This window comes from Bacillus sp. FG16 (genome assembly GCF_057809515.1).
Window position 1 is genome coordinate 1 of sequence record NZ_JBMDKC010000407.1, and the last position, 315, is coordinate 315.

Consider the following 315-nt stretch of genomic DNA (forward strand, 5'->3'; position numbering starts at 1 on the left):
CTTTGTCAACTTTTGGTCTACCTAATTTCTTTCCTCGTTTTTTACTTGCTTCTAAACCTTCTTTTACGCGCTCGGCAATTAGATTCCGTTCTAATTCAGCAATGACACACATCATTTGAAACATAGCTTTACCCGTAGAAGTTCTTGTATCTATTTGTTCCTTCAATGATACAAACTGGATATCTTTTTCTTCAAGTTGTTGAATAATGGTTAAAATATCTAAAGTCTTTCTTCCTAAACGAGAAATACTTTCTACAACAACTGTATCTCCTGAACGACTCACATCAAATAATTGTAAAAGACCTTTCCGGTCTC

At 34.3% G+C, this 315-nt stretch carries 1 protein-coding gene; it reads right to left on the bottom strand.

Annotated elements, in window-relative coordinates; translation table 11 throughout:
* The coding region (locus ACODS7_RS32945) for a recombinase family protein (protein WP_488828781.1) at window positions 1-315 on the bottom strand (315 nt) is incomplete at both ends.